The organism is Mucilaginibacter endophyticus (assembly GCF_003351025.1).
Classification (GTDB): Bacteria; Bacteroidota; Bacteroidia; order Sphingobacteriales; family Sphingobacteriaceae; genus Mucilaginibacter; species Mucilaginibacter endophyticus.
The window spans coordinates 380076-405831 of the sequence record NZ_QPCG01000003.1 but is presented as its reverse complement, the minus strand read 5'-3'; the positions used below and the strand labels follow the sequence as shown (position 1 = coordinate 405831).

The following is a 25756-nucleotide window of genomic DNA, read 5'->3' as shown; positions in this document are numbered from 1 at the left end:
AACGAGCAATGAAACAGAATATATTAAAAGTACACCCTGCCGATAACGTGCTTGTAGCACTTACCGATTTACAGGCTAATGAGCAGGTTACTTACCAGGATAAAACTTACACCGTAAAAGAACTGATCCCGGCCAAACATAAATTCGCTATTGTGGAAATTCCCGAAGGCGGCGAAATTATCATGTATGGCGTGTTGGTGGGTAAGGCACAAAGCCCGATCCCGGTTGGAGGTTTAATCAGCACGGCGAATGTTAAGCACGCGGCAAACAGCTTTTTGACAGGCCAAAGCCATACCGATTGGCACAGGCCTGATATCAGTAAATGGGAGGGCAAAACATTCAATGGTTATCATCGTGAAGATGGCAGCGTAGGCACAGCCAATTACTGGCTGGTAGTACCGATGGTGTTTTGCGAAAACCGAAATATCGAGGTATTGCAGGAAGCATTGGTAAAACCGCTGGGTTACGGGCGAAAAAAAACATATGAGATCAAAGCGCAGGAACTTATTGGTAAAATAAAAGCCGGAGCCGAAATAGACGAGGTTTTATATACCGAAATAGGCAGTGACACCGCCCAAAATGCCGGCAACAAAGTTTTTCCTAATGTTGATGGCATTAAGTTTTTAACACATACCGGCGGTTGCGGCGGTACCCGCCAGGATTCAACGGCGCTTTGTGGCTTGCTGGCAGGGTATATTACACATCCCAACGTAGCCGGGGCAACCGTTTTGAGCTTAGGTTGCCAGAATGCGGAAGTAAAAACCCTGCAGGAAGAGATCAATAAACGATCACCAGAGTTTAACAAGCCACTATACATTTTAGATCAGCAGAAAACAGGCAAAGAGGCCGATTTGATGGAACTGGCTATTAGGCAAACGCTTGCCGGTTTGATGCAGGCTAATCAGCACACCCGTAAGCCGGCCCCGCTAAGTAAACTCACTATTGGTTTGGAGTGCGGCGGCTCGGATGGCTTTTCGGGTATTTCTGCAAATCCTGCTATCGGCTATACTTCAGATCTGCTGGTGGCTATGGGCGGTTCGGTTATTTTGGCCGAGTTCCCGGAGCTTTGTGGTGTTGAGCAAAACCTGATTGACCGTTGTATAGATAAATCTAAAGCTGATCGCTTTGCTGATCTCGTTCGTACTTACAGCCAGCGTGCAGAGGAAGCCGGTTCCGGTTTTTACATGAACCCGTCGCCGGGTAATATTAAAGACGGATTGATCACCGACGCCATCAAATCTGCCGGGGCGGCAAAAAAGGGCGGCACATCGCCGGTGGCCGATGTATTGGATTATCCTGAAAAGGTAAAACAACCCGGCCTTAACCTGCTGTGCACACCGGGGAATGATGTGGAATCGACCACGGCCGAAGTCGGTTCGGGTGCCAATATCGTATTGTTCACTACCGGCTTAGGAACGCCTACAGGCAACCCGATAGCTCCGGTTGTGAAAATTGCTACTAATACCGCGTTATACAACCGCATGAGCGATATTATAGACATCAATACCGGTACTATTGTAGAAGGTGACGAAACCATTGAACAAGCCGGCGAACGCATCCTGGATTATGTGGTAGAAGTTGCAAGCGGCGAAATTGAAGTTCACGCGGTACGCCATGGTCAGGATGATTTTATCCCCTGGAAAAGAGGTGTTTCGCTTTAATTTGATATTTCCCCGTGTTCGTGTCCTCACGAACACCCGTAGACAGGTATTGAGGGGGTATATGGAATGAAAAGAGAACAACCATAGTAAAAAAACATCGGGTTTCCGTGAGGACACGGAAACGGGATAAAACACGACGAAAAACAAATGAAAATACTAACCTGTACAACGCCCGGTCAACTCGAGTACGGCACTGCCGAAGCTCCGCAATTAAAACCGGGTAATGCGCTGCTTAAAATAAAACGCATTGGCATTTGCGGTACCGATTTGCATGCCTTTGAAGGTACTCAGCCCTTTTTTAGCTATCCAAGAATTTTAGGCCACGAGCTTGCGGCCGAACTGGTTGAAGCAGGCGATGCCGAAGGTTTTGAAAAGGCCGAGGCCGTTACGTTTATCCCATATTTTAATTGCGGGCATTGCATTGCCTGCCGCTCTGGCAAACCAAATTGTTGCGTAAATATCCAGGTTTGCGGTGTACATACCGATGGCGGTATGGCCGAATATCTGCAGGTACCGTCGCATTTACTGGTTCATGGCGAGGGATTGAGCTTTGACGAACTGGCATTGGTTGAGCCGCTGGCTATAGGTGCGCATGGTGTGCGACGTGCAGATTTAAAACCAGGCGAGTTTGTACTGGTCATAGGTGCGGGACCTATCGGCTTAGGTATTATGGAGTTTGCCCGTATCGCCGGCGCGAAGGTTATAGCTGCAGATGTAAATGAACAACGCCTGGATTTTTGCCGTGAAAACCTTAAAGTTGACTATACCATCAACGTAAAAAACGAAGATGTAACGGAGCGACTTAAACAGATCACCAATGGCGATATGCCTACCGTGATTATTGATGCTACAGGCAATCAAAAAGCTATAAATGGCGCGTTTTTGTACCTGGCCCATGGTGGCCGGTATGTGCTGGTTGGCTTACAGCGTGATGAAATTATTGTAAGTCACCCCGAGTTTCACAAACGCGAAAGCACGTTGATGAGCAGCCGTAACGCAACCCGCGAGGATTTTGAACATGTGATCAGATCGATGAAAAGCGGTTTGGTAAATCCGCAGACTTACATTACCCACAGGGTAAAATTTGATGAAGTAAAAGATCAGTTTGAAAGCTGGCTAAACCCGGCGAATGGAGTTATTAAGGCTATTGTAGAGGTATAAGTAATGATAAAAAAGGTATTTTTAATCAGTTTGTTTTTTTGTGCGGCAGGTAATGTTTTTGCGCAGCAAAAGCGTGTATTAGGTTTTGAAAAGCTGAAAACTTATGTAAACAGTTTTAATAAAGCCGATACCGAAACGGTTAAAAACTACATCACTAACGACCATGCCTACGAATGGTTATCCAAAAATGTACCCTTGTTTGAATGCCCGGATTCAGCTATTCAAAAGATCTACTATTACCGTTGGTGGACGTTCCGAAAACACCTGAAGCAAACACCCGATGGTTTTATTTTTACCGAATTTATAACTCCCGTTAGTTTTACTGGCGTTTACAACAGTTCGAGCAGTGCGCTTGGTCACCAGATTTATGAAGGGCGCTGGCTGCATGATCCGCAATATATTAATCAGTATATCAACTTCTGGCTGTATGTTGATCCTAAGCAAAAGAAGCCGCATTTACACGCTTTTAGCAGTTGGATTGATGACGCGGTGTATAATTATTACCTTGTAAATCTTGATAAAAAATTTGTTGAACAGGCTTTGCCTTTGCTAAACACCGATTATCATGTTTGGGAAACGGAAAAACAGCTGCCATCCAAATTGTTCTGGCAGTTTGATGTGCGCGACGCCATGGAGGAAAGTATCAGTGGGGGGCGTAAGGTCAAAAACATCCGGCCCACCATTAACAGTTATATGTATGGTAATGCTATGGCGCTATCAAAAATGGCAGCTTTAACCGGTAATGACTCGCTAAAAATAAAATACACGCAAAAAGCCATCGACCTGAAAAAACTGGTGCAGGATAGCTTATGGAATGATAGCGCCTCTTTTTTTGAAGTACTTAAGCCCGATGGCCATTTTGCCAATGCCCGGGAGGAACTGGGCTTTATTCCCTGGTATTTTAGCCTGCCCGATGATAAAGCAGTTTATGCCAAACAATGGGATCAGTTAATCAATGATAAAGGTTTCAACGCGCCTTGGGGCATTACCACGGCCGAGCGCGGGCACCCGCTGTTCCGTACCCATGGTACGGGGCATAGTTGTGAATGGGATGGCGCGGTATGGCCTTTTGCTACTACGCAAACCCTGAAAGGACTGGCTAACCTGCTTACCGCTTATCAAAATAAAGGCAGCATGACGCCGGGCATTTTTTATAATGAACTGCATAAATACGCCCTTTCGCATGTCAAACGTGGCCAACCTTACCTTGGCGAATACCAGGACGAAAAGACCGGCTACTGGCTTAAAGGAGATAACCCGCGAAGTAGCTATTACAACCACTCCGGTTTTTGTGATCTGGTGATCAATGATCTTGTTGGCCTGAAACCGCGTGAAGATAATATGTTGGAAATCTTCCCGCTTATCCGTGAAAACCAGTGGAAATGGTTTGCATTGGATAACGTACTTTATCACGGGCATACCATCAGTGTGGTATGGGATAAAACCGGGACGAAGTATCACAAAGGCAAAGGTTTTATCGTTTACGCAGATGGTAAGTTAATATCCCGGAGTGCGCAATTGAAACGTATCCTGGTTAAGCTTCCGGATTAATCTTGACTTATTTTTTCTCGTTTATTGGTTTGCTGACTTTAATGATGATAATATCGTATAGTAGATAGAGAAAATATCAGATGAAATTGCAGCCTTGCACTGATATTTTTGAATACTATACAACCAATTAAGTTCAAAACCCTGGGTATCATTTAAGATACTAAAGCCTTCATTCAAATCAACGAAAGAGGCTTTGGTAAGCCTGCTTTAATACGAATGAAAATGAAGATGTCTAATCGTTACCTGCTGCTGTTATTCACGCTGATCTTTTGTTTTTATTCAACCTCAGACGCTCAAAATCAATCAAAAAAAGTCATCATTGTTACTTTACCTCAGCATCATGCAAGGATAAGTTACGGTATACAAAAGCTAACGCTGGCCCTGCAACACGCCGGGTACTCGGTAACTGAGCAATCCTATAAAGGCGTACTTCCGTCTGGTAACACTATATTTGTTGGTTTGCTTACGGATGCCCCGGTTAAGAAACTGGCTGGTGATGCAAGTAATCGTCCCGGAAAAGAGGGGTTTATTATAAGTAACATCGGCCTTAAAAATGAACTGCTGATAGCGGGCGCTGATAATTCAGGCGTGCTCTACGGCTGTCTTGAACTGGCGGATAGGATCGCCTTAAATAAAAAACTTCCGGTAAATATCAACCTGCATGATCAGCCTGAAATGGTTTTGCGGGGTACTTGTATCGGTGTACAGAAACCTGCTTTACTTCCCGGTCGCGGCACTTATGAGTACCCTTACACCCCTCAAAATTTTCCATGGTTTTACGATAAGGCTTTATGGATCCGTTACCTGGATTCATTGGCGCATAACCGCATGAACTCCCTGTATTTATGGAACGGGCATCCCTTTGCTTCGTTGGTGCGGGTAAAAGAATATCCTTACGCTGTTGAAGTTGATGATGCTACTTTTAAGAAAAATGAAGAGATCTACAGTTTTTTGGCCGATGAAGCTGATAAGCGTGGCATCTGGCTTATTCAAGGATTTTATAATATCATTGTATCCAAACCCTTCGCCGAAAAAAATAACCTGAAAACGCAGGACAGGAACCGGCACATTGTACCCATCATTGCCGATTATACCCGCAAATCCATCGCAGCCTTTGTTCAGAAATATCCGCATGTGGGTTTATTGGTTACACTGGGCGAGGCCATGGAAGGCGTTGGCCAGGATGACATTGACTGGTTTACGCAAACCATTATTCCGGGTGTCAAAGATGGGTTAAAAGCTTTGGGCCGCACTGATGAACCGCCGATTGTACTCCGGGCACATGATACAGATGCCCCTGCCGTGATGAAATATGCCAAACCGCTTTATTCAAATTTATATACCGAAGCAAAGTATAACGGCGAGGCCTTGACCACTTATGAACCGCATGGCCCATGGGCCGATCTGCACCGCACGCTCAGCAGTATAGGTACTGTACAGATAGAAAATGTGCATATCATGGCCAACCTGGAGCCTTTCCGCTATGGCTCGGCCGATTTTATCCAGAAATGTGTACAGGCCATGCATCAGGTTTATGGTGCTAATGCCCTGCACCTATACCCGCAGGCATCATACTGGGATTGGCCATACACGGCTGATAATACCGGCGGCGAGCGCTTATTGCAGTTAGACAGGGACTGGATCTGGTATAAAGCATGGTCGCGTTATGCCTGGGATAGCAAACGGGACAGGGCTGGCGAAATAAGCTATTGGGCAAAGCAACTGGCGGATAAATACGGGTGCGATGAGGCACATGGCGAAGCTATCTTAAAAGCTTATGGGCAATCCGGCAATATCTCACCCGAGTTATTGCGCCGTTTTGGTATTACCGATGGCAACCGCCAAACCATGACTTTGGGTATGCTGATGAGCCAGCTGGTTAATCCCGAAAAATACGGCTTGTTTTCGCTGCTGTATAATTCAGAGGGCCCTGTTGGTGAAATGATGAGCGAGTACGCCGAGAGAGAATGGAAGCATCAGCCGCACACCGGCGAAACACCGGTTAAAGTTATCGACAGTGTAATACTACAAGGAAAAAAAGCGGTGGAGGCCATCAATGAAGCATCTGCAAAGGTAACTAAAGATAAAGCGGAGTTTGACCGCTTAAAAAACGACATGTATTGCTATAACGCCATGGCCAATAACTATGCCTATAAGGCAAAGGCGGCTTTGTGGGTATTGCGATATAAATATTCGGATAATGTTGCAGACCTGGAAAAGGCTTTGCCCGAACTGCAAACCAGTCTGGATTATTATAAGCAGTTGGTAAAACTAACCGAAAATACTTACCTGTACGCCAACAGCATGCAAACCAAACAACGTAAAATTCCGGTTGGGGGTAATGATGCCAAAATGAAAACCTGGGCCGAGCTTTTGCCGGTTTATCAAAAAGAACTGGATAATTTTAAACGCAATATAGATTCGCTGAAATCGCCTCAAACACAGCAAAAGCAAAAAGAGGTTATGGTTTTGAAAGATGCGCCTGTGAAGTTTGAAAATAGTAGCTATCAGGTCAACGCCGGTGAGATGGTATTTGCCGATACATCAGCAGCAATCAAAAATATCGCGAAAGAACTGGTGGGCTTAAAAGGTGTAAAGTTATCTAAGGCAGATCAGCAAAAGAATGGTACAACCATCAGTTTTAAAAATGATAAGCCGGTAAAAGTATTGGTTGGCTTTTTCAACAGCAAAATGCCTCAATACCTGCCTGAACCACAACTGGAAACAGATGCCAGCGCGAACGATTATGGTCAGGCCGATATTAAGATTGCCAATGCTATTCAAATTGATGGCTTGCCACCTGTAAATATTCATACTTATACCTTTAAAGCTGGTTCAAATACACTTACCTTGGGTAAAGGTGCCGCGTTGGTTTTAGGTATTGTTGAGGCAGATGCTAATGTGCCGGTGTACGATGCCGGCTTGAGCAACGAAGGTAATATCAAAGATTTACGCTGGCTTTTTAACTGATGTTTATGAATAGCAGGAAGAGTTTTTGTATCGCGATATTGATGTTTGGAGTTGTACAGGCTTTTGCCCAGCAGCCCCTTAAGCTTTGGTATAAACAGCCCGCCCAAAAATGGACGGATGCCTTACCCATAGGCAATGGCCGCATTGGTGGCATGATTTACGGAGGCGTTACCGAAGATCAAATCCAATACAATGAACAAAGCTTGTGGACAGGCGGCCCGCGCGACTATAGCCGTAAAGGTGCCGTAAAATATTTGGAACCTATCCGTAAGCTCCTTGTCGAAGGTAAGCAAGCCGAAGCAGAGGCCATGGCCCAACAACATTTTATGGGTACGAAGAGCGATGAAGCTACTTATGCGGTTGATTCGGCAAAATGGTTTAAGATGATAGGTTCGTACCATTTGCCGCAAGACGAGCTATTTCATGATGATAATCTTAAAACTATCAATTTGCCGACAGAACAAGGATGGGAAGTCTCGCCAGGGTTTGAAGGAGTTGATGGCGCGGTTTGGTTCATCAAACATTTTAATGTTCCGGCTGATTGGAAAGGGAAGAACTTGGTGATCAGTTTAGGCAGGATACGTGATATCGACCGCACCTGGCTTAATGGGGATTACATCGGTACAACTTCGGGTAACGCCTACCGGAAATACATTATCCCGGCAAATAAAATACATATCGGTGAGAATAGGCTTGCTGTACAGGTAATCAACTTTTACGATAAAGGTGGCTTTACCAGCAATGCTAAAACTTTATCGGTGTATCCTGAGGGAAGTGAAAACGATGTTATTAGTATTGCCGGGCAATGGAGATATTTTATACAGGATGATAATCCACCCGCTTATTCCCGCTACAACGCCGATTATCAGCCCTTTGCCGATTTGTACCTGCAATTTCCGAAACAGGAGGCTACGGATTACATGCGCGACCTTGATATTACCAATGCTACCGCCCATGTGAGTTATAAAGCAGATGGTGTTACTTACAGTCGCGAGTATTTCAGCAGTGCGCCTGATCAGGTGATGGCGGTACATTTAACTGCCGATAAACCGGGCAAAATTACGCTGAAGGCGTTATTGAGTAGTTTGCACAAAAACTATGTTACCCGTAAAATTGATGATCATACGCTGGCGCTGTCTTTAAAGGTAAAAGCCGGCGTTTTGCGTGGTGTAAGCTACTTGTATGTACAGGCAGCGGGTGGCAAGGTTGTGGTAAGTCCGAAGAATATATCGATTACAGGAGCTAACGAAGCTACAGTTTACCTTACTGCGGCAACCAATTTTAAAAACTATCATAATGTTTCAGGTAATCCGGAGGCTATCTGCAAAGCTCAAATAGCGGCAATAACGCTAAAGAGTTATACAGCTATCAGAGCTGCTCATATCAAAGATTATCAAAAGTATTTCAATACGTTTTCTATCGATTTAGGTAAAGGTGAGAACGCGGAACTGCCAACAGATGAAAGGATCCAGAAATTTAGTCAGTCCGCCGATCCCTCATTTATCAGCCTGTACACACAATATGGCAGGTATTTGCTGATTTCATCATCAAGGCCTGGCGGTGGTCCTGCAAACTTGCAGGGCTTGTGGAATAACCTGCTTACACCGCCCTGGGGTAGCAAGTTTACCACCAATATCAACCTTCAAATGAATTACTGGCCTGCCGAGGTGCTTAACTTATCAGCTTGTAGTCAGCCCTTTTTTAGTATCGTTGATGACCTTTCAAAAACGGGTCATGAAACGGCGGCTGAACACTATGGCGCGCCAGGTTGGGTATTGCACCATAATACCGATTTATGGCGAGGGACGGCTCCTGTTAATGCTTCCAACCATGGTATCTGGGTTAGCGGAGCGGCATGGCTTTGCCACCAGTTATGGGAGCATTATTTATACACCGGCGATAAGGATTTTCTGAAAAAACGGGCATATCCCGAAATGAAAGGTGCTGCCGAGTTTTTTGTGCACTTTTTGGTTAAAGATCCTAAAACCGGATATCTCATCAGCACGCCATCTAACTCGCCGGAGCATGGCGGTTTGGTTGCAGGGCCAACTATGGATCATCAGATCATTCGCGAGCTGTTTAAAAACTGCATCGAAGCAGCCAAAGTACTGAATAACGATAAGGCTTTTGCTGATACACTCAAGTTAAAATACGGGCAGATAGCGCCAAACAAAATTGGCAAATCCGGACAACTGCAGGAATGGCTGGAAGATAAAGATGATACCACGGATACTCATCGCCACGTTTCGCATATGTGGGGCGTTTATCCCGGAACGGACATCACTTTTAAAACTCCTGAACTGTTGAATGCCGCCGAAAAATCTATGAAATACCGTGGCGATGAAGGTACCGGCTGGAGCATTGCCTGGAAGGTAAATATCTGGGCGCGGATGCACCAGGGTGATCATGCTTATCTCATGCTAACCAAACTACTGTCGCCTGCCGATGTAAGCTCGGGTAAAGAGAAAGGTGGCGTTTATCATAACCTGTTCGATGCACATCCACCATTTCAGATTGATGGAAATTTTGGCGGCTCCGCAGGTTTAGCCGAAATGCTCTTACAAAGTCAGGGCGATGCTATAGAATTGTTGCCAGCCTTACCAACTGCTTTGCCACAGGGCAGCATTAAAGGTATTTGTGCAAGGGGCGGCTTTGTGCTGGATTTTGAATGGCAAAACGGCCGCTTGAAAAATCTGCAGGTACTTTCAAAATTGGGCAAAACCTGTCGCTTAAATTATGCAGGAAAAACAGTTGATATCGAAACTCAAAAAGGTAAAAGCTATCGCTTCGATGCTGATCTGAAACAATTGTAAAAGATGGGCGAAGCGCAAAAATATCACAGCGGGATCGCAGGAAAAGAACAATGTGTTTTGGCACTGTGTGATTGCCCTTTTGACAGAGTAGTAGCCTATAAAGCTATAGAGGAGTTTAAAGCGCGTTGGGTTGCGCGATTCTCTCCCCTGGGAGGGTGTAGGGAGGGGTTTCGGCGAGATGTCTTGTCGTCGGAAAGGCGCATAAACCCCTTCCTGCCAACACGCAATCCCAATGCGCCCCTCCCAGGGGAGGGAATTGTCAATTCATGGGCTATTACCCGTGAAAGAAATGGGGGGATATGTTTCCCATTTTTTAAAGTGATCGCCTCATTGCTGTTTTTACTCCTTTTTTCCAGTAGTTACCTTTTTGCACAGCGTAATGATATCTCATTAAATATCAACTGGAAAAGCATCGCCGATGATAACAATCCAAAAGCTAATGCCGGTTTTGAAAAAGCCGGTTTTATTGATGCCCAATGGCAAACGGTAAACGTACCTCATAACTGGGACACTTACGGAGGCTATCGCCGGCTGAAGCATGGCAACAGGCACGGCACCGCGTGGTACCGTAAAATATTCACGCTTGAAAAAAAGCAAAATGATAAGCGTTATTTCCTCTGGTTTGAGGGCGTTGGATCGTACGCTACTATTTGGCTCAACGGAAAACAGATTGGGTACCACGCCGGCGGACGTACGTCGTTTACCATTGACGTAACAGATGCTATCAAAGCAGGTAAACAAAACCTGTTATGCGTTAGGGCCGATCATCCTTCGTTTATTAAAGACTTGCCCTGGGTTTGCGGCGCCTGTTCAGATGATCCGGGTTTTTCGGAGGGTTCGCAACCAATGGGTATTTTCAGGCCGGTACATTTGATGGTTACTAACGCCGTAAGGATTGAACCTTTTGGTGTACATATCTGGAATGATACCACTGTTCGCGAAAAATCGGCTACACTCAACCTCGAAACTGAAGTTAAAAACTACAACGGCAAGCCATCTGTAATAACCGTAATAAACAGTCTGGTTGATGCCGGTGGCAAAACTATCGCGCAAGCAAAAACAAACAAAATATTAAAAGCCGGTGAAGTTAACACGGTAAGTCAACAATTTGCAGATCTTAAAAATGTGCAGCTATGGTCGTTGGAGAAACCTTACCTGTATCATGTAACAACAGAGGTTTTGGCCGATGGAAAATTGATCGACAGGGTGCAAACACCTTATGGTATCCGGTGGATTAGCTGGCCCATTGGCAGGAATAATAACGACAATCGTTTTTATCTCAACGGAAAACCTGTTTTTATCAATGGCATTGCCGAGTATGAACACCTGATGGGAAAAAGCCATGCTTTTGAAGCCCAGGAGATCAAAGCCCGGGTAATGCAGGTAAAGGCCGCCGGTTTCAATGCTTTCAGGGATGCGCATCAGCCTCATAACCTCGCTTATCAGCAGTATTGGGATAAACTGGGCATTTTATGGTGGCCGCAGTATTCGGCGCATATCTGGTATGATTCACCGGAATTCAGGGCCAATTATAAAGCTTTACTGGTTGATTGGGTTAAGGAACGGCGTAACAGCCCCTCAGTTATATTATGGGGCTTACAAAACGAAAGTAAATTACCTGCCGATTTTGCCCGGGAATGCAGCTCCATCATTCGTAAGCTCGATCCTACGGCTTCATCGCAACGTAAAATAACAACCTGTAACGGCGGCGAGGGTACTGATTGGGATGTGCCCCAAAACTGGACGGGCACCTACGGCGGTAACCCGCTTACTTATGGCGATGACCTGAAAAAACAAATATTAGTAGGTGAGTACGGCGCATGGCGAAGCCTCGGTTTACATACCGAAGGGCGTTTTGATGCAAACGGCCCGCTAAGTGAAGACCGCATGACCCAGTTGATGGAAACTAAAGTCCGCCTGGCCGAGTCTGTAAAAGATCAGGTGGCAGGACATTTTCAATGGTTGCTGTATTCGCATGAAAACCCCGGAAGAACGCAAGGTGGCGAAGGTCAGCGTGAATTGGACAGGGTAGGCCCTGTTAATTATAAAGGCCTGTTTACGCCATGGGGCCAGCCAACCGATGCTTTTTATATGTACAGGGCCAATTATGCACCAAAAGATAAGGAGCCGATGGTTTATATTGTATCGCACACCTGGCCAAACCGCTGGCTGGCTCCGGGCAAAAAGGATAGCATAATCGTTTATTCCAACTGCGATGAGGTTGAGCTTTTTAATGATGTCAATCATGAATCTTTAGGCCGAAGAAAACGACAGGGCGTCGGCACACATTTTCAGTGGGATGGCGCGGATATTAAATATAATGTGCTGGATGCTGTGGGATATGTTAATGGTAAGCAGGTAACGCACGATGAGTTGATCCTGAATCACCTGCCACCGGCACCTCATCTACCTAAAGAGAATCCAGTTATCCTGAAGCCCGAAGCCGGTTACAACTATTTATACCGCCTCAATTGCGGCGGACCGGATTATACCGATACCTATGGCAATACCTGGATAGCCGATAAGCATCAGGATAATAAACAACAACCCGGCTCTACATCGTGGACCGATGATTACCCCGGTATGCCTGCATTTTTTGCCAGTCAGCAACGCACTTTTAACAGGATCGGCAATACCACCGATGAGGCTTTGTTCCGGACATTCAGGTATGGTTTGGCTAAACTGAAATTCAACTTCCCGGTGCCGGACGGTGATTATCGCATCGAACTATATTTTACTGAACCCTGGTACGGTACAGGTGGCGGGATAGACTGTTCAGGCTGGCGTTTGTTTGATATAGCCCTGAATAATAAAACGGTGATCCGCAATCTGGACATCTGGAAGGAAGCCGGGTATGATCAAGCGCTTAAGAAAAATATCACCGCACATGTCACCGGCGGGATGCTAACCATATCTTTTCCAAACGTAGCAGCTGGTGAAGCTATCATATCAGGCATTGCTATAAGTACTTTAAATAAAGCGGCCAAGCCAAATCAGTCGGGCAAAGGAATAATCAGCCAATTAAAAGGCAATAACAAATGGGTAATAAAAAGCTGGATGGATATCGGCCAAAAGCAATATACCGATGTCGGGGTAACTTTTAATGATCTCCCCCCCATATTTTACGGTGCCGATTGGATAAGTACAGCAAATTCGGTTCAAGGGCAAACAGGCTCGTTTACTTTAAATGCTGATGCTGACGTATATGTTGCCATGGACAAGTCAGCATCGGACAGGACAGATTGGGTTGCCGATTATGAAAATACCGGTTTATTTGTAAAAAATGATGCCGATGGGCGGCATCATTTGTCCGTTTACAGGAAGCGTTTTAAAAAGGCTGATTTAGTAACCTTGGGCGAAAATAAAGGCAGGTTCATGTTCACCGTAGTGGTACTGCCCGTTACTTCGCTGCAACCGGCTACTGATCTTCGTAAAACCGTAAGCTATAAGGCGGAGACGGCTGAAATAAAAGGAGAGGGCTTAAAAGCCGATACCCTGAACGGAAAGAAAGTAATTAAGTTTAGCAGTGTGGCAGGCGGCAGTGTGGCATTCGTGTTAACACCGGGTGTTGCCGATCTGTACGCCCTGCGCATAAAATATTATAACCTGAGCAATCAAACTTTTACGGCAAAAATGCAATTACTGGCCGCCGATGGTACGGTGATGAAGGAGGAAGAACTGAGTTTTAAACCGGTCGCCAAAAATAAATCTGGCACGGTTACAACCAATACAGGCACAAGCATCAACGCGGGTAATTATAAACTGGTAATCAAGGGCATTAATGCCGATGGTTTAGCTGTTTCGGGTATCGAAATGCAATAAAATATCAACATGAAAAAAAGTATCTGCCTGTTGTTTTTGTTACTGCCCTTCGGCGCTTTTGCTCAAAGTCTGAAAGTGTTAAACCTGCAATGCGAGTATAAAACCAATCCGCTGGGTATCGAATCGCTTAAGCCAAAGTTGAGCTGGCAAATACAAAGCGATGCCCGCAATGTAATGCAAACCAGTTACCGGGTTTTGGTTGCCGATGAAGCTGCTAAACTGGCAAACAATAATGCTGATGTATGGGATTCGGGCAAGGTGACATCCGGAGCGTCGTTACAGGTTTCGTGTAATGGAAAGCCGATGCAGGCTGCAAAAACTTATTACTGGAAGGTAATGATTTGGGATAACCATGGCAAAGCATCGGCATGGAGCAATATCGCCAGCTGGCAAATGGGGCTGCTCACAAAAGCCGACTGGCATGGTGCCGAGTGGGTAGCTTACGATAAACTGCCTGATTCATCGGCCATTGTTCCCTTTTATCATGGTAAAGGTCCCAAAAAGCTGGGTGCTGCTAATGATATTTTGCCTTTAATGCGTAAAGGATTTAATGTTGATGGTAAGCTAAAAAAAGCCACGCTTTATTTATGCGGTTTGGGGCATTTTGAGTTGAGCCTGAATGGAAAAAAAGTGGGAGATCATTTTCTTGATCCCGGTTGGACTAAGTATGACAAACAAGCCTTGTATGTGCCTTTTGATGTAACTAATCAGCTTATTTCCGGTAAAAATACCGTTGGCGTAACGCTTGGCAATGGGTTTTACTATATCCCGCGCGACAGGCGTTACCGAAAGCTCACCGGTGCTTTCGGATATCCTGAAATGATTTGCCGTTTGATATTAGAATATAACAATGGCCGGGTAGATAATGTAGTTAGTGATGGTTCATGGAAAACAGCCCCTTCGCCGGTTACTTTCAGCAGTATTTACGGTGGTGAAGATTATAATGCCAATCTTGAACAACCGGGATGGGACACCAACAACTTTGATGATTCCAAATGGCGCGGCGTGATTAAGGTAGATGGCATACCTGAGCTAAACGCGCAAACGGCCGAGCCTTTGAAAATTATGCAGGAGCTGAAACCGCAAAGTAAAAAGCAACTCGCTAATGGCGCATGGATCTATGATCTCGGTCAAAATTTTTCAGGGATTCCTGAGATCAGCGTTCAGGGCAAGAAAGGGGATACCGTACGCATTATCCCCGCCGAATTGGTGAATGAGGATGGTAGCGCCAATCAGAAGGCATCCGGCAGTCCGCATTATTATAGCTACGTATTGAAGGGTAACGGCGTTGAAACCTGGCATCCCCTGTTTACTTATTATGGTTTCAGGTATTTGCAGGTGCAGGGCGCGGTTCCTGTAAATGAGCGCAATACATCGCAGCAGCCCGTAGTTGTCGATATCAAAGGACTGCACACCCGTAACTCCGCAGCAACAGTAGGAAATTTCGCCTGCTCAAACGAGCTATTTAACAAAACTTTTAAACTGATTGACTGGGCCATGAAAAGCAATATGGCCAGCATATTTACCGATTGCCCTCACCGCGAAAAACTGGGCTGGCTGGAAGAAGCGCATCTGGTTGGCAGTTCCCTGCATTACAATTATGATATAGTTGGGTTGGCGCGTAAGTGTATCAACGATATGCGTATTTCCCAAACCGAGGATGGGCTGATCCCCGAGATCTCGCCCGAATATGTAAAGTTTGATGAGCCTTTCCGCGATTCGCCCGAGTGGGGGAGTAACGCGGTGATCCTGCCCTGGTATGTTTACCAATGGTATGGCGATAAAGAGGTGCTTACGCAAAATTATGATATGATCAAACGATACCTGGTCTATCTCGATAAAAAATCAAAAAATCATTTATTGTACCAGGGCCTTGGCGATTGGTATGATCTGGGCCCAAACCCTCCCGGTGTTTCGCAATTAACGCCGCAGGGCATTACGGCAACCTCGCTTTATTATTACGACCTGGATATAGCCGCCAAAATAGCTACCCTGCTTGGCAAAAACGATGATGCCATATCATACAAAAAGTTGGCTGCTGAAGTAAAGCAAGCCTATAATAAAACATTTTTTAACGCTGAAACAAAGCAATATGGTACCGGCAGTCAGGCGGCTAATGCTATGTCTGTTTATGCCGGTTTGGTTGAGCCACAGTATAAAAAAGCTGTGGTGAACAATATCGTAAAAGATATCCGCGACCGTGGTAACGCACTTACCGCAGGCGATATAGGTTATCGGTACTTGTTGCGTGTGTTGGATGATGAAGGCCTTTCAGATGTGATATATAATATGAACAGTCGTGCCGATGTGCCGGGTTATGGTTATCAGCTGGCTCATGGGGCTACCGCTTTGACAGAATCATGGGCGGCGCTGCCTTCAGTATCTAATAATCACTTTATGTTGGGGCACCTTATGGAATGGTTTTACAGCGGTCTTGCAGGAATCCGCCCGGCAGATGATGCCATCGCGTTTAATAAAATTGAGATCAGGCCGGAAACGGTGGGTAATGTAACGTGGGCTAAGGCCAATTACCAATCGCCCTATGGCAATATTTCAAGCACTTGGGCGAAGGGGCAGGGCCAGTTTAAACTGGAAGTGAGCATTCCTGCAAATACAACTGCAAGCATCTTTTTGCCCGTAAAAAATAACGCAACTATTATGGTAAACGGGCAAAATATCAAAACCCGCCATGATATCAAATTTATAGGTTATCACGACGGGAAGGCTGAAGTGAAGGCGGGTTCAGGCAACTATACATTCATCGCCAAATAAAATATATAAAAGCTAAAGGCCAAACGCATAAAGCTGAAACAGGGAAATCGCTTTTAAACAGGAGGCACCTACGGAGCCAATACATATCTGTTGGTTTTGCTATAAACATGTTACTCCTACGGAGTTATAATTATATACTTTTTTAAACTCCGGAGGAGTAACATGTTTGTAGAAATGAAAATCGAAGAGGATTGGCTCCGTAGGTGCCTTCTGTCTACTACAGATTTTAAAAGCGATTTCTCTGAAATCTAATGAATTGATTATCAGTTTGGGGTGATGGTTGTATGTGAAATTAATTAATAGACTTTATGTAAAACACAATATGAAACACATTTTCAAATCATCTGCATTCTTTGTTTGTGCTTTTTTAATGCAGAAGGCACAAGCCCAGGATGTACCCGAAAAGGTGATGAAAGACATTTATGAGCAGGTAAAAACGCCCTATAAATATGGCCTGGTGATAGCGCCGGAAGATAATAGTCAAAAGGCCGATTGCCCTACCGTTTTTCGCCAGGGCGATAGTTGGTACATGAGCTATATCATTTTCAATGGCAGGGGTTATGAAACCTGGCTGGCTGATAGTAAGGACCTGCTGCACTGGAAAACCCGCGGCCGCATCCTGTCGTTTTCGGACGATACCACCAAATGGGATAATAACCAAAAGGCTGGTTATGTAGGTCTGCAGGATTATAAATGGGGCGGCTCGTACAAATTGCAGCAGTACAATGGTAAGTACTGGCTATCGTATTTCGGTGGGCAAAGCAAGGGGTACGAGAAAGGTTTGTTGTCCATAAGTGTAGCTTCTACCGAGCAAGATCCGGGTACGGTACATGAGTGGCAGGGCTTAGACCATCCTGTATTATCGAGCATTGATAAAGATGTAAGCTGGTGGGATAACCATACGCAATACAAACAAACTGTGATCTGGGATAAAAAGAAGCTGACAGGTCACCCATTCATTATGTATTACAATGCCAATGGCGACAGCGTAAATAAAAAACGTGGTGCCGAGCGGATTGGCATGGCTGTATCAGACGATATGCTGCACTGGAAACGTTTTGGCAAAGACCCTGTATTGAATCATGGCGACGGTATCACGGGTGATCCATATATCCAGCAAATAGGAAATGTGTATGTAATGTTCTATTTCGGAGCTTTTTGGAAAACCGGTGACTCGGGCGTATTTAACCGCTTTGCCTGCTCGTACGACCTGGTGCACTGGACAGACTGGACAGGGGAGAAGCTCATCCAATCGTCCGAACCTTATGATAATATGTTTGCCCATAAATCATGTGTGGTGAAGTATAAAGGTGTGGTTTATCACTTTTATTGCGCCGTAAACAAAGCGGATCAGCGAGGCATAGCCGTTGCTGTGTCAAAAGATCTGGGTAAAAGCGAACTCAACTTTGTTGCACCGCCTGTTAAGAAAAGCAAATCGAAATAAATGAGGCTGCCTTATCTATATACGCTGTATTTGGTACTTTTCGCGGCCGGTTTTGCATCTGCCCAAAACGTACGCAAAACAACAAGTTTTAACGCAGGGTGGAAGTTCTTTTTGGGTAACGACTCCACTGCTAACGCGATAAAATATGATGATAGCCGCTGGCGAAAACTTGACCTTCCGCATGATTGGAGCATCGAGGGTAAATTCGATAGTAAAAATCCCACCACGCAGGCCGAAGGCGGATTACCTGCCGGTATTGGCTGGTATCGTAAAAATTTTCTCATCCCGGCATCATCAAAAGCTAAAACTATTTTGATTGATTTTGACGGTGTTTTTCATAACAGCGAAGTTTGGATCAATGGCCATTATTTAGGTAAACGACCTAACGGTTATATCTCATTCAGGTATGATTTAACGCCTTACCTCCAATTCGGCACACAACAAAATGTTATTGCGGTAAGGGTTGATAATAGTGATCAGCCTAATTCGCGCTGGTACACCGGTTCGGGTATTTACAGGAATGTATGGCTAATAACCGTTAACAAGATTCACCTGCCGCAATGGTCGTCGTTTATAACTACGCCACAGGTTAATCCTCAAAAGGCGGAGATCAATATTCGCACGGTTTTGCCGGGTTCCATTAACTCAAAGTATAAGCTTAAAGCCTCGATTTTAGATGATCAAGCTAAGGTTGTTGGATCTGTCATAATACCAATAACAGATACCGTAATTCAGCAAAATATTAGGGTAAGCAATCCTCAGCTATGGTCGGTAAAACGTCCTTACCTGTACAAGGTAAAATTGCAGTTGATAGCTGGCGATAAAGTGATTGATGATTATACCACTACCACAGGCATCAGGTATTTTAACTTTGATGCTGACAAAGGTTTCAGCTTAAATGGTGAGCCAATGAAGATTCTTGGTGTTTGTCTGCATCATGATCAGGGGGCTTTGGGCACGGCTGTTAATACACGTGCTATAGAGCGGCAATTGCAGCTCTTAAAAGAAATGGGTTGCAATGCTATCCGTACCTCACACAATCCGCCTGCACCCGAATTGCTCGACCTGTGCGATAAAATGGGCTTCCTGGTGATGGATGAATCTTTTGATATGTGGAAGAAGAAAAAGAGTAAGCATGATTATCATGAGGACTGGGATGAATGGCATGTAAAGGATTTGCAAGACCAGGTTTTGCGGGACCGTAACCACCCCTCCGTTTTTGCCTGGAGTATTGGTAATGAAATCAGGGAACAGTTTGATAGTACCGGCGTGAGCATAGGCCGCGAGCTGGTTAAAATTGTAAAGCAGTTGGATAATACCAGGCCGGTTACATCGGCCTTGAGTGATGCCGACCCTAAAAAGAATTTTATTTATCAGTCGGGCGCGCTTGATCTGGTTGGCTTAAACTACCACCAGGAAGTATATGCTGATTTTCAGAAAAACTATCCCGGGCAAAAGTTTATCGGCACCGAAAATATGTCGGCCCTGGCAACAAGGGGGCATTATGATATGCCCTCGGATAGTATCAGGCGCTGGCCAAAAGATGGTAAAACTCCTTTGAAAGATGGTAATGCGGATTTTACGGTATCATCTTACGATAATGTTTCGGCCTATTGGGGTTCAACGCACGAGGAAACCTGGAAGATCATCAAAAAACATGATTTCCTCTCCGGCTTTTTTGTGTGGACAGGTTTTGATTACATTGGCGAGCCCACCCCATACCTATGGCCTGCCCGCAGCTCATATTTTGGCATTGTTGATCTGGCTGGTTTCCCAAAAGATGTCTATTACATGTACCAAAGCGAGTGGACAACCAAGCCTGTTTTACACCTGTTACCGCATTGGAACTGGAAACCCGGACAGACGATAGATGTTTGGGCCTATTATAACAATGCCGACGAAGTAGAAGCATTTTTAAACGGCAAGTCGATAGGTGTGAGGAAGAAAACCGGCGATGACCTGCATGTGATGTGGCGCGTTAAATATGAGCCGGGAGTATTAAAAGCCGTATCGCGACGCAATGGCGAGGTGGTTATGACCACGCAGGTAGTTACAGCAGGCGAGCCCTATAAAATACAGCTTAAGGCAGACAGGGATAAGATTAACGCCGATAGTAAAGACCTGTCATATATAACAGTATCCGTTCTGGATAAAAATAATGTGCCCGTGCCCGATGCTAATCAACTGGTAAAGTTTAAAGTAACGGGGCAAGGGATTTTGAAAGGAGTGGATAATGGTTCACAAACAGATCTGGATCCGTTTGTATCTGATCAGCACCATTTGTTTAACGGCTTGGGATTGGCAATTATTCAATCTAAATCTGTCGCTGGTAAGATTACTGTTAGTGCTAATGCCGATGGGTTACAGCCGGCCAGATTAGTTATTCAAGCCAAGCGTTAAGCAGTTATTTATTCATTGCCGTTAACGAAAAAAGGGCAGGATTGTGTGATTCCCCTCTTGAGAGGGGCGGAGGGGTGTGTTTCTGCATTGATAGGTACATAGCAGAAACACACCCCTGCTACCACACGTTCCTACGCGCCCCCTCTCAAGAGGGGAATTTTTAAAACTTCCAGTCAGCCGAGGGTACTTATTTATTTCCGTTGCTGATAATATCCTACAATAGCAGGAGAAAATATTACAGTAAAGCTTAACTGTGGGTTGTTAAATTTGTTATACAATTTTAAACCACAATACTAATTTTTACCGTACTACCCGATTAACGCATGAAAGTGTTGCCCGTGTTAGATTTCGTGATTATAGGTATTTACCTTATAGCTATGGTACTGGTTGGTTTTTATTTTTCGCGTAAAAATAAAAATGCTGAGCAGTTCACCGTCGCTTCAGGTTTAATACCTGGCTGGGCTATCGGTTTATCCATTTATGCCACTTTTTTAAGCAGTAACACCTTTTTAGGCGTACCGGGCAAGGCTTACGGAGGCAACTGGAATGCTTTTGTATTTAGCTTGTCTATGCCTTTTGCAGCATGGATAGCGGTTAAGTATTTTATACCATTTTATCGTAACACCGGCAATATTTCGGCCTATACACATTTCGAAAAACGCTTTGGTCCCTGGGCAAGGGTTTACGCGGTTATATGTTTTTTGCTTACGCAGATAGCCCGCATGGGGTCGGTATTTTTTGGTATAGCATTGAGCCTGCAGGCGCTTACAGGGCTCTCCATGAAAACGATCATGGTTGTTATGGGCATCTCCATCATCTTGTATACCGTATCAGGTGGGATTAAAGCCGTGATCTGGACGGAGGTGGTACAAGCTATCATTAAAACTTTAGGGGCTTTGCTGATCATTTACCTGGTGGTAAGCAGCATTCCAGGCGGCTTTGATAAGATCGTAGAAATTGGCAAAGCCGATCATAAATTTAGTCTTGGCAGTTTTTCGCTTAACCTCACCGAGCCGACATTTTGGGTGATCCTGTTCTATGGCTTCTTCATCAATCTCAACAACTTCGGGATGGATCAAAATTATATTCAGCGTTATCATGCGGCAACATCTACCAAGCAGGCGGCCAAATCGGTTTGGCTTTGCGTTGGTATTTATGTACCTGCGTCTTTCCTGTTTTTTGTAATAGGCTCATGCTTATATGCTTACTACAGTCAGCACCCGGATCTGATCCTTAGCCTTAAACACCAGGTAGCCATTGAGCGCCTGCCTGCAACGGCTTCGGCAAATGAGGTTTCGGCATTTATGAGCAAACTTACGCCTGCTGATTATGGTGATAAGATCATGCCGCATTTTATGGTTACCAAAATCCCCGCCGGATTGGTTGGCGTTATTGTTGCCGCTATTTTATCGGCAGCTATGAGCACCATCAGTTCGGGCATGAACGCGTCAGCTACTGTTTTTACTATCGATATCTACAAAAGATATTTTAAGCCACAGCTGAATGATAAAAATACGCTGAACGCCCTGCACATAGGCACCGTGCTATTTGGGTTTGCGGGTATGGCGGCCGGGATAGCCATGATAGGGGTAAAGAGTATCCTTGATTTGTGGTGGCAGCTTTCGGGCATTTTTGCCGCGGGTATGCTGGGTTTGTTTTTACTGGGCATTATCAGCAGGCAAACCCGTAACCATGAAGCCATTATCGCCAGTGTTATTGGTGTTTTGGTAATCCTTTGGCTTACTTTTCCATCGCTCATTCCGGAACAATATGCCGCTCTTCGCAGTACGCTTAATACCAACATGATCATTGTTGCGGGCACCCTCGCTATCTTTTTAACAGGAATATTTTTGACCAAAACCAGGCAGTTAACAGTTTAATCATCATCAAATGGAACAATCAAAAAAGGGTTTTATCCCGGTAATGCTAACGCCTTTTAAAGATAACGGCGCGGTTGATTATATAGCTCTGACTCGCCTTACCGAAATGTATTTGCGCGCGGGTGCTGCCGGTGTGTTTGCCAATTGCCTCTCAAGCGAAATGTTTGAACTGAGCGGGGAAGAGCGGTTGGCCATTATCAGGCACGTGGTTGAAACTGTTGATGGCGCTGTGCCCGTAGTTGCCACTGGTACCTTTGGCGGCCCGGTTGAAAAGCAAGCCGATTTTGTGAAAAGAGTTTATGATACAGGCACTTCGGCCGTAATTGTCATTACAAGTTTACTGGCCGATGCGAATGAACCCGATGCAGTATTTAATGACCGCGTATTTGATCTGTTTGATCAAACCAAAAATATTCCTTTAGGTTTCTATGAATGCCCGGTGCCTTACAAAAGGTTATTATCGGCGGAGCAGCTTCATCATTTCGCGGCGACCGGCAGGATAATATATCATAAGGATACCTGCCTGAACCTGGATACGGTAAAACAGAAACTGGAGGCAAGCAAAATTAACCCGGCCTTTGGTTTGTATGATGCTTACATGGTTCATGCTGTTGAATCGCTGAAAGCCGGTTCGGCGGGATTGTCATGTATTCAGGGGAATTTCTTCCCGGAGCTTATTGTTTGGTTATGTGATCATTACGCCGATGCATCGCGCCGGCACGAGGTTGCCATGGTGCAGGAGTTTTTAACCGAAAACATGGATGTAATGCACAATGTTTACCCGGTTATTGCAAAATATTATCTTACCAAACGCGGTCTGAAAATATCAACTATCACCCGGCGCGATGTTGGTTATTTTTCACCCGCTATCCGCAATAAGATCGAAGATCTGCATAGCAATTATACAATGTTGCAAAGCGAGATAGGTATATATTAGTCTTAAGTTGAAAATAAGGGCTGTTTAAAAAAGATATTCATTGCCGTTGGTTTTAACCAACGGTAAAAAAATAGAAAAATCTTGGCTTTAGCCCAATTGAACAAGCGGATTTTGGCTGAAGCCCTCTTATTGCTGCTTAATTATTCCGTTGGTTAAAACCAACGGCAATGAAGTTTTTTAACCTACAAATAGCATTCCCCTCATTAACAGCTTCTTCTTACTTAATATTTCGGACTAACGGCTTAATACTTAAGTCAATCAAGCGGAAACTGCCTGCTTTTGCCCTTTGATATAACGGCGTTTATACTCAAGTGGTGTCATCCCGGTAACCCTTTTAAAATGCCGGTAAAAGTTGGAGATATTGTTGTAACCGCATTCAAAACACAAAACCTCGGTAGGTAGCTTGTCCTCAATCAAAAAGCGGCAGGCATGACTGATCCTGATCTCAGTTAAAAAATCAAAATAAGTTTTCTTGGTCATCAGCTTAAAATAACGACAGAACGAGGTAACACTAAGGTTGCCGATGGCCGCTATTTTCTCCAGGCTGATCTCCTGCTTATAATTGGCCAGTGTGTAGGAACAAACCTTATTGAGGCGGATGGTATCCGATTCGTTTGATTGGTGAAAGTCGCTGTGGGATAGTGTTATCGGTTCAAATTCTTCATTTTCGGCAAGCACTTTCAATATCGATAACAGGATAATGATCCTGTCGAGATTGGTTGCTTCAACAGCCTGGCGCATCAGTTTGGCCAGTTCGGTTTTTGCTTCGCCCTTGATTACCATACCGCTTTTAGCTTTTTCAAAAAGCTTGGGCAGCATGTATGCTTCGGGTAAATTTAACAAGTAACGGCCAAGGCAGTCGGGTAAAAAATGAATCACGATCACCTCAACATTCAATCCCGAATCGGGCAAAAAATATTCGTCCTTGCAGCGCCAGCAGTGCGGCAGGGCCTCACCAAGTAAAGTAATTTCGCCTGGCGAAAAATTGCTGATATTATCACCGATAAACCTAACCCCTTCGCCCTTTATTACGTAGTGCAATTCAAGCTCAGGATGATAATGCCAGATACCCCTGAAGGTGGGCAAAATATCATGCCTGATACTGAATGAATTTTGCGGTTTTACCGCAACCTTGAGAAAATGGGGCTTCATTTTGTAAAAATCAATAAAGGTTAGCAGATCGGCAGGCGATTAGGTATGCGCCGCTTCGGTTTATATTTTTAAAAGTAGCAATTTTTAATTAAACCCTATTTGCAGCAATGTAATTTTCTTTTGACAAAAATTTAGCTTTATAGGAAAAATGGGTTATGGTAAGATTGTATAATAAATAGATAAATACAAATAGGAAACGCACAGCCTAACACGTGATATTTGTTAAAGCAACTTGTAAATCAGGCTGCAGGATACCAGGAAATATAAACCAATAAAATTAATTATACTTTTTATCAGGCTTTTAGAACTGACAAGATTTTAATATTTAATTAATTGTGATATAAACAATTAATTGCATTGAAAAACGGCAGTATTCTATAAAATTTTGAGAGGCTTTTATAATAAGCTGTATAATAATTTAACCAATTAAAACAACCATGAAGCACTTTAAATACATAGCCATATTGTTATTATCAGCTGCATACAATGCCGCTTTTGCGCAGTCAACTGCCGATAACAACTACATTAAGGTAATAACCGAGCGCTCAAACAAAATTGTCACCGGAGCAGGCATTACAGATTCTGTAAAATTTAAGAAAGTGCGTGATATTGTGGTTGCACAATACAACGATTTAAACACAGTTTACGAAGCCCGCAAAACCAAGGTAAACGATATTAAAGCGCAAATGCCCGATGACAAAAACGGTGCTAATGCCAAAATAGCCCTTATAGATACTGATGTGGTAAAACAGGTTAAAGTTTTGCACACAGCATACATCAGTAAGCTAAATAATGTGTTAACCGCCGACGAGCTTGATAAGATAAAGGACGGCATGACCTACCGTATTTACCCAATCACCTACACTGCTTATCAGGACGAAATCCCGAACCTTACTGAAGAGCAAAAAAGTAAGATAAAAGGCTGGCTGCTGGAAGCAAGGGAAAACGCTATCGACGCCGAATCATCAGAGAAAAAACATGCCTGGTTTGGCAAGTTTAAGGGCCGCATTAATAATTACTTATCGGCACAAGGCTATGATATGAAAAAGGAGGGTGAAGAATGGCAAAAGCGTATCAAGGAGCGGCAGGCTACGAAGCAGTAATTTTTGAACTAACCTAAATATCCCCGGTATCATGATATAAGCTTTAGCCGGGCCAACCAATTATACCAATTAATTAACCTGATCATGAAA

Annotated in this window: 13 protein-coding genes; 12 read left to right on the top strand and 1 reads right to left on the bottom strand. The window is 44.4% G+C overall.

The window, feature by feature from the left end; all coding sequences use genetic code 11:
* Nucleotides 1-8: 8 nt before the first annotated feature.
* The 11 genes from DUL71_RS14885 to DUL71_RS14835 all read left to right on the top strand — a co-directional run bounded on the left by DUL71_RS14885 (nt 9) and on the right by DUL71_RS14835 (nt 23411).
* The gene (locus DUL71_RS14885) at nt 9-1661 is read left to right on the top strand and encodes a UxaA family hydrolase (RefSeq protein ID WP_114938855.1); all 1653 of its coding nucleotides are present in this window, start codon (nt 9-11) and stop codon (nt 1659-1661) included.
* A 147-nt stretch (nt 1662-1808) separates the two neighbouring features.
* Nucleotides 1809-2822, top strand: a complete 1014-nt coding sequence (locus tag DUL71_RS14880) for a zinc-binding alcohol dehydrogenase family protein (RefSeq protein WP_114938854.1) — start codon at nt 1809-1811, stop codon at nt 2820-2822.
* A gap of 3 nt (nt 2823-2825) precedes the next feature.
* The gene (locus DUL71_RS14875) at nt 2826-4373 is read left to right on the top strand and encodes an MGH1-like glycoside hydrolase domain-containing protein (protein WP_208645567.1); all 1548 of its coding nucleotides are present in this window, start codon (nt 2826-2828) and stop codon (nt 4371-4373) included.
* A gap of 222 nt (nt 4374-4595) precedes the next feature.
* On the top strand, nt 4596-7343 hold the full coding sequence (locus tag DUL71_RS14870; protein ID WP_244228766.1) for an alpha-d-galacturonidase: 2748 nt from the start codon (nt 4596-4598) through the stop codon (nt 7341-7343).
* Between the two features lie 5 nt (nt 7344-7348).
* On the top strand, nt 7349-10156 hold the full coding sequence (locus DUL71_RS14865) for a glycoside hydrolase family 95 protein (protein ID WP_244228765.1): 2808 nt from the start codon (nt 7349-7351) through the stop codon (nt 10154-10156).
* Between the two features lie 318 nt (nt 10157-10474).
* On the top strand, nt 10475-13978 hold the full coding sequence (locus tag DUL71_RS14860) for a malectin domain-containing carbohydrate-binding protein (RefSeq protein WP_244228764.1): 3504 nt from the start codon (nt 10475-10477) through the stop codon (nt 13976-13978).
* A gap of 9 nt (nt 13979-13987) precedes the next feature.
* The gene (locus tag DUL71_RS14855) at nt 13988-16750 is read left to right on the top strand and encodes a family 78 glycoside hydrolase catalytic domain (RefSeq protein ID WP_114938850.1); all 2763 of its coding nucleotides are present in this window, start codon (nt 13988-13990) and stop codon (nt 16748-16750) included.
* A gap of 322 nt (nt 16751-17072) precedes the next feature.
* The gene (locus tag DUL71_RS14850) at nt 17073-18194 is read left to right on the top strand and encodes a glycoside hydrolase family protein (RefSeq protein ID WP_114938849.1); all 1122 of its coding nucleotides are present in this window, start codon (nt 17073-17075) and stop codon (nt 18192-18194) included.
* On the top strand, nt 18195-20594 hold the full coding sequence (galB, locus tag DUL71_RS14845) for a beta-galactosidase GalB (RefSeq protein WP_114938848.1): 2400 nt from the start codon (nt 18195-18197) through the stop codon (nt 20592-20594).
* 323 nt (nt 20595-20917) lie between these two features.
* The gene (locus tag DUL71_RS14840) at nt 20918-22474 is read left to right on the top strand and encodes a sodium:solute symporter family protein (protein ID WP_114938847.1); all 1557 of its coding nucleotides are present in this window, start codon (nt 20918-20920) and stop codon (nt 22472-22474) included.
* A gap of 10 nt (nt 22475-22484) precedes the next feature.
* On the top strand, nt 22485-23411 hold the full coding sequence (locus tag DUL71_RS14835; RefSeq protein ID WP_114938846.1) for a dihydrodipicolinate synthase family protein: 927 nt from the start codon (nt 22485-22487) through the stop codon (nt 23409-23411).
* 258 nt (nt 23412-23669) lie between these two features.
* Here the strand turns inward: DUL71_RS14835 and DUL71_RS14830 are convergent, their stop codons facing one another.
* Entirely contained in the window at nt 23670-24563 is an 894-nt protein-coding gene (locus DUL71_RS14830) for an AraC family transcriptional regulator (RefSeq protein ID WP_112569292.1), read from the bottom strand.
* Nucleotides 24564-25000: 437 nt separating this feature from the next.
* Between DUL71_RS14830 and DUL71_RS14825 the strand changes: the two genes are divergently transcribed.
* A complete protein-coding gene (locus DUL71_RS14825) occupies nt 25001-25666 on the top strand; it encodes a DUF3826 domain-containing protein (RefSeq protein ID WP_114938845.1) in 666 nt (221 codons plus the stop codon).
* Nucleotides 25667-25756: the final 90 nt, after the last annotated feature.

What these genes read in the sequence shown, in the direction of transcription:
- DUL71_RS14885 (WP_114938855.1), top strand. Translation starts at nt 9, where the DNA reads ATGAAACAGAATATATTAAAAGTACACCCTGCCGATAACGTGCTTGTA.
- DUL71_RS14880 (WP_114938854.1), top strand. Translation starts at nt 1,809, where the DNA reads ATGAAAATACTAACCTGTACAACGCCCGGTCAACTCGAGTACGGCACT.
- DUL71_RS14875 (WP_208645567.1), top strand. Translation starts at nt 2,826, where the DNA reads ATGATAAAAAAGGTATTTTTAATCAGTTTGTTTTTTTGTGCGGCAGGT.
- DUL71_RS14870 (WP_244228766.1), top strand. Translation starts at nt 4,596, where the DNA reads ATGAAGATGTCTAATCGTTACCTGCTGCTGTTATTCACGCTGATCTTT.
- DUL71_RS14865 (WP_244228765.1), top strand. Translation starts at nt 7,349, where the DNA reads ATGAATAGCAGGAAGAGTTTTTGTATCGCGATATTGATGTTTGGAGTT.
- DUL71_RS14855 (WP_114938850.1), top strand. Translation starts at nt 13,988, where the DNA reads ATGAAAAAAAGTATCTGCCTGTTGTTTTTGTTACTGCCCTTCGGCGCT.
- DUL71_RS14850 (WP_114938849.1), top strand. Translation starts at nt 17,073, where the DNA reads ATGAAACACATTTTCAAATCATCTGCATTCTTTGTTTGTGCTTTTTTA.
- galB (WP_114938848.1), top strand. Translation starts at nt 18,195, where the DNA reads ATGAGGCTGCCTTATCTATATACGCTGTATTTGGTACTTTTCGCGGCC.
- DUL71_RS14840 (WP_114938847.1), top strand. Translation starts at nt 20,918, where the DNA reads ATGAAAGTGTTGCCCGTGTTAGATTTCGTGATTATAGGTATTTACCTT.
- DUL71_RS14835 (WP_114938846.1), top strand. Translation starts at nt 22,485, where the DNA reads ATGGAACAATCAAAAAAGGGTTTTATCCCGGTAATGCTAACGCCTTTT.
- DUL71_RS14830 (WP_112569292.1), bottom strand. Translation starts at nt 24,563, where the DNA reads ATGAAGCCCCATTTTCTCAAGGTTGCGGTAAAACCGCAAAATTCATTC.
- DUL71_RS14825 (WP_114938845.1), top strand. Translation starts at nt 25,001, where the DNA reads ATGAAGCACTTTAAATACATAGCCATATTGTTATTATCAGCTGCATAC.